This window comes from Achromobacter sp. DMS1 (genome assembly GCF_001270295.1).
Genome location: NZ_LHSJ01000293.1, coordinates 1 through 4910, shown reverse-complemented (window position 1 = coordinate 4910; position 4910 = coordinate 1). Strand labels below are relative to the sequence as shown.

At 70.0% G+C, this 4910-nt stretch carries 5 protein-coding genes; 4 read left to right on the top strand and 1 reads right to left on the bottom strand.

What is annotated here, in order from left to right:
* Positions 1-31 precede the first annotated feature (31 nt).
* Positions 32-1333 carry a D-amino acid dehydrogenase gene (locus AD428_RS22770; protein WP_053246678.1) on the bottom strand — a complete coding sequence of 434 codons (1302 nt, stop codon included), beginning with the start codon at positions 1331-1333 and terminating at the stop codon, positions 32-34.
* A 136-nt stretch (positions 1334-1469) separates the two neighbouring features.
* Here AD428_RS22770 and AD428_RS22765 point away from each other — a divergent pair, with 136 nt between their 5' ends.
* The 4 genes from AD428_RS22765 to AD428_RS27250 all read left to right on the top strand — a co-directional run bounded on the left by AD428_RS22765 (position 1470) and on the right by AD428_RS27250 (position 4849).
* Positions 1470-1937: a winged helix-turn-helix transcriptional regulator gene (locus AD428_RS22765; RefSeq protein ID WP_053246677.1), complete on the top strand. Its 468-nt coding sequence runs from the start codon at positions 1470-1472 to the stop codon at positions 1935-1937.
* Positions 1938-2068: 131 nt separating this feature from the next.
* A complete protein-coding gene (locus AD428_RS22760) occupies positions 2069-2731 on the top strand; it encodes a DUF502 domain-containing protein (protein ID WP_053246676.1) in 663 nt (220 codons plus the stop codon).
* A 20-nt stretch (positions 2732-2751) separates the two neighbouring features.
* Entirely contained in the window at positions 2752-2979 is a 228-nt protein-coding gene (locus AD428_RS22755) for an RNA-binding S4 domain-containing protein (RefSeq protein ID WP_053246675.1), read from the top strand.
* Positions 2980-3022: 43 nt separating this feature from the next.
* The gene (locus tag AD428_RS27250) at positions 3023-4849 is read left to right on the top strand and encodes a tetratricopeptide repeat protein (RefSeq protein WP_200908086.1); all 1827 of its coding nucleotides are present in this window, start codon (positions 3023-3025) and stop codon (positions 4847-4849) included.
* Positions 4850-4910 lie beyond the last annotated feature (61 nt).

Here is a 4910-nt window from a genome sequence, read left to right as displayed (position 1 = left end):
CGAGGCCGGCCCGCGCCGCGCGCCCCGGGAATCAGGCGCTCTTGCCGTCCAGCACCAGCGGCTGGCTCACGCGGCCGCGGCGCTCGTAGCGGGACAGGTCCAGCCCATCGGTGCGGATGGCCGGGCGCTTGCCCATGACCAGGTCGGCCACCAGCTTGCCCGAGCCGCAGGCCATGGTCCAGCCCAGCGTGCCGTGGCCGGTGTTCAGGTAGAGGTTGCCGTAGCGGGTGGCCCCCACGATGGGCGTGCTGTCGGGCGTCATGGGGCGCAGGCCGGTCCAGAACTCGGCCGCCGGCAGGTCGCCGCAGCCGGGGAACAGGTCGTTCACCACGAGCTCCAGGGTCTTGCGGCGCGCATCCTTCAGGCGCAGGTCGAAACCGGAAAGCTCGGCCATGCCGCCCACGCGGATGCGGCGGTCGAACCGCGTGACGGCGACCTTGTAGGTTTCGTCGAGCACGGTGGAAACCGGCGCGGCGGATTCGTCTGTCATGGGAATGGTGAGCGAATAGCCCTTTACCGGGTAGACGGGCAGGTCCAGGCCCAGAGGCGCGAGAAAGCGCCGCGTATAGCTGCCGAAGGCGGCAACGTAGCGGTCCGCCGTGAGCGTCTGGCCGCCGACCCGCACGCCGCTGATCTGCCCGCCGGCGGCGGCCAGCGCCTCGACCTGCTGGCCGTAGCGGAATTCCACGCCCAGCCCGGCCGCCAGTTCGGCCAGGCGCACGGTGAAGAGGCGGCAATCGCCGGTTTCGTCGTTGGGCAGGCGCAGGCCGCCCGACAGCTTGTGCGCGGCGCGCGCCAGCGCGGGCTCGGCCGTGACCAGACGGTTGCGGTCCAGCAGTTCGTACGGCACGCCCACCTCTTCGAGCACAGCGATGTCGCGGCGCGCCGCTTCCATCTGCGCTTCGGTGCGGAAAAGCTGCAGCGTGCCGCGCGCGCGTTCCTCGTAGTGGATGCCGGCGGCGGCGCGCAGCTCGCGCAGGCAGTCGCGGCTGTATTCGGCCAGGCGCAGCATGCGCTCTTTGTTGACGGCGTAGCGGTCGGCCGAGCAATTGGCCAGCATGGCCGCCATCCAGCGCCATTGATACAGCGTGCCGTCGGGGCGGATGGCCAGCGGCGCGTGTTTCTGGAACATCCACTTCAGGGCCTTGAGCGGAATGCCCGGGGCGGCCCAGGGCGTCGAATAGCCGGGCGAGACCTGGCCGGCATTGCCGTAGCTGGTTTCGAGGGCGGAACCGGGCTGCCGCTCCAGCACCGTGACCTTGGCGCCCAGCCGCGCCAGGTAATAAGCGGTGGTGGTGCCTATGACGCCGCTGCCAAGGACGATGACGTGCATGATTCTTTCCCGTGTTTGGATTCGAGCCGTAATTTCGGTAGTCTATGAGCCGCATTGCAGTGAAAGTCACTGAAAATTCATATTGGGCAGTGGTTTTTCCCGCCAAGCCGGTTTTTTTCCTTTTTCGATAGTGAAAATGCGCGACCTCGACCGTATCGACCTGAAAATGCTGGATATTCTTCAACGCGAGGGCCGCATTTCCGTCACGGAACTGGCCGAGCGGGTCAACCTGTCGGCCACCCCTTGCTCGGACCGCCTCAAGCGCATGGAACGAGAGGGCGTGATCACCGGCTATCACGCGCGCGTCAATCCGGCGGCGCTGGGCAAGAACCTGCTGGTGTTCCTGGAGATCAAGCTGTCGGCCAAATCCGGCGACGTGTTCGACAAGGTCAAGAAAGAGCTGATGTACGTGCCCGAGGTCATGGAATGCCACCTGGTGTCCGGCGATTTCGACTACCTGGTGAAGGCGCGCCTGACCGAAATGAATGAATACCGCCGCCTGCTGGGCGAAATCCTCAAGCGCCTGCCCGCTTCGGCCGAGTCGCGCAGCTACGTGGTCATGGAGGAAATCAAGGAAACCCTGTTCCTGCCGGTGGACCGCTAGGACGTGGCGCCGGGACAGCGCCCGGCCCGCGCCATGCGGCATGCTTGCGCGGTTTGTTACCGGCCGGCGCGGCCGCGGCTGGTATGCTGGCGGCCCCCGGACGCACGCGACGTCATCCGACCCTTATTCTTATGACCCGTCTTTACAAATACTTTTTCCGCGGCCTCATCACGGTGCTGCCGCTGGCCCTGACCCTCTACCTGCTGTACATCTTCCTGGCCTGGACCGAGGCGGTGGCGCTGACGTTCCTGCGCCCCTTCATCGGCGGGTTCTACATTCCGGGCATGGGGCTGGCGCTGGGCGTGCTGGGCATTCTGCTCATCGGCTACCTGGTTTCCAAGGAGCGCGTGCAGCGCGTCCTGCTGCTGCTGGAAATGCCGTTCACCAACCTGCCCGTGGTCAAGAGCATTTATTCCTCGCTCAAGAGCTTCGCCGACTATTTCTCGCCCTCGTCCAAGGCCACGGCCCAGCAGGTGGTGATCCTGCGCATGCCCGGCCAGCAGCTGGAGCTGGTGGGGCTGGTCACCCGCCGCAATCTCGACGACCTGCCCGAGGGCTTCACGCCGGGCGAGCGCGTGGCCGTCTACCTGCCCATGGGCTACATGATCGGCGGCTACACGGTGTTCGTGCCGCGCGAATGGGTGCACCCCATCCAGATGTCGGTGGAAGAAGCCATGCGCTCTTCGCTCATTGCCTGGATGGCGCGCGCCGAGAACGGCGGCCGCGCGCCCGCCGCGCCATCCGAACCCGCTCCGCCCGCCCCGCCCGCTCCCGGCGCGGGCGGGCAGCCCTGACCCCCGCTCCAGGACCGCACATGCCCCGCATCGCCTTCACGCTTTCACCCGGAAGCGAATTCATCGAAATCCACCAGCTGCTCAAGGCCGCCGGCCTGTGCGCCAGCGGCGGCGCCGGCAAAATGCTGGTGGCCGACGGCCTGGTGCGCGTGGACGGCGCGGTGGAAACGCGCAAGAGCGCCAAGATACGCGCGGGCCAGACCGTGACCTGCGGCGAGGCCCGCATCGACGTGGCCGCGGCGCCCTGACGTTCTCCCGAACCCGCCCCATGGCCCACCAGGAGCTGTCCCCATGAGCAATCCGGCACCCGACGGCGGCATGATCCGCGTCTATGACGCCTATGGCCGCGAATTCCAGATAACCCGCCAGGAGTGGCGCACCCGCATGCTGCCCGACGCCATCCGGCAGCGCTGGGACGACGCCGACGCGCTGGCGGGCCTGCTCGTGCAGTCGCTCGGCGACGGCTTGCATGCCGACCTCGCCGACGCGGCCGAACGCCTGTACGAGCTGGACGGCGGCGGCGAGCGCGGCGCGGTGCTGCTGGCCATCGTCCACCTGGAGAACGGGCGGCTCGACGACAGCGAACGCGTGCTCGAGCGCCACATCGAAACGCACGGCCCCACCGGCGTGGTGCTGACCAACCTCGCCAAGGTCCACGCGGAGCGCGGCGACCAGGCCGCCGCCCTGGACACGCTGTGGCGCGCGCTGGAGCTCGACCCGAACCAGGACAACGGCCTGGGATGGTTCGAGGCCATCCATCGCGAGCACGGCGGCGACACGGCCGGCCTGGCCGCGATGCGGCGCGTGGCCGGGCTGCCCGGAAGCTGGCGCGCCCAGCTCTGGCTGGCGCACGGCGAACTGGGCGCGCACAACCTGGCCGGCGCTCTCGGCTACTACCGCCTGGCGCTCGAACGCGCCGGTCGGCCCGTCCCCGCGGACCTGCTGCTGCGCATGAGCGGCGACCTAGGCCGCTCGGGCCAGCTGGAGGCGCTGGTTTCCATGACCGCTCCCCATTTCGACGCCGCGGCGCACGGGATGGGCGTGGGCGGCAATCTCATCAGGGCCTACGCCGCGCTGGGGCGCCCGGAACCGGCGCGGCAGGTGCTCGACGCGCTGTATGCGCAGCAGCGGCCCGACTGGAAAGAGGCGCTGGCCTACTGGGACGCCGAACTGGCGCGCCTTCGCGTCGGCGACGGCGCCGTGCCGGAATCCGCGCCCATGCGCATGAACATACTTTCCGCCCAGGGGCCGGTGTGGCTGGCCGAAGACTCGGCCGCCGCCGCGCTCTACCCGCGGCCGGCCGACGACGCGGTGCTGGTGACGTTCCTGGGCGCCTCGGCCGATGCCGGCGCGCCCGGCACGCCCCCGAACGCCCAGCTCGCCGACGCCGCGGGCAGGCTGAGCCGCGCCGTGCCGCTCTACCTGAACGAGCAGGCCCGCCTGCTGGCCGGCGCGCGCACGCAGACGCTGGTGCCCTGGCTGACGCAGCCCTCGCCCGGCTTCGTGCTGAGCGCGCGCGCCTGGGACGACAACGACGCCCTGCGCTACGCGGCCCAATGCGAGGCGCAGAGCGACTTCGTGGTGCTTACGCACCTGCTGGCCCCGCCTTCGGGTCCGTGGACGGCGCAATTGCGGCTGCTGCGCATGGAAGACGAATCTTGCGTGGGCGAGCTGTCGGCCCGCTTTGCGCCGGCCGATCCGGCCGCGGCGCTGAGCGGCCTGGCCCGGGACATGCTGGCCTTGCTGGCGCGGCATTCCGCGCTGCGCCCGCAGCCCGCGCCGGCCGCCTACCAGGTGCCCGAGGGCCCTGGCTTCGCCGATTACCTGCTGCGCCTGGAGCAGTTGCTGGCCGTGCGCTGCCACGGCGCTGGCGACCCGCGGGAACCCGGACTGAACGGAGAACGCGAGATCCTGGACGGCAACCTGCGGCAATGCCTGGCCCACCCGCACAGCGTCAACGCCCGGCTGCTGCTGGCGCGCACGCTGCGCGCCATGGAAAAAGCCCGGCCCCAGGCGGCGGCCGAATTCCGCGAGCGCGTGCTCCTGCTGCAACGGGAGCATCCGCTGCCCGGCGCCGCGCAGGCGGCCGTGGACCAAGCCCTGCAGGCGGCTGGCTAGGCGCGGCCGGCTAGGCGCGGCCGGCTAGGCGCGGCCGGCCAGGCGCGGCCGGCGAGGCGTG